At 37.1% G+C, this 251-nt stretch carries 1 protein-coding gene; it reads left to right on the forward strand.

From position 1 onward, the window contains the following. A partial coding sequence (locus SB775_RS31975; protein WP_410865308.1) for an S-layer homology domain-containing protein occupies positions 1 to 251 on the forward strand: 251 nt, incomplete at both ends.

Raw genomic sequence — 251 nt, forward strand, 5'->3', positions numbered from 1 at the left:
TGACGTAACACGTGAGCAAGTTGCAGCTTTAATTTATCGTGTATTTGATATAGAAGAACAAGATGAATATGAAAACCCATATGGGGATATCGATGAAAATTCAACAAACTTTATTGAAGAGATATTAGCTTTAACGGAACTAGAAATTTTTATGGGAGACGAGCATGGAAACTTTAGACCGAAAGCAACGTTAACTCGTGCGGAAATGGCGCAAGTTCTTACGAATGCTTTTGATTTACAGGCGAAGGGAT

Source organism: Peribacillus sp. SIMBA_075 (assembly GCF_046534585.1).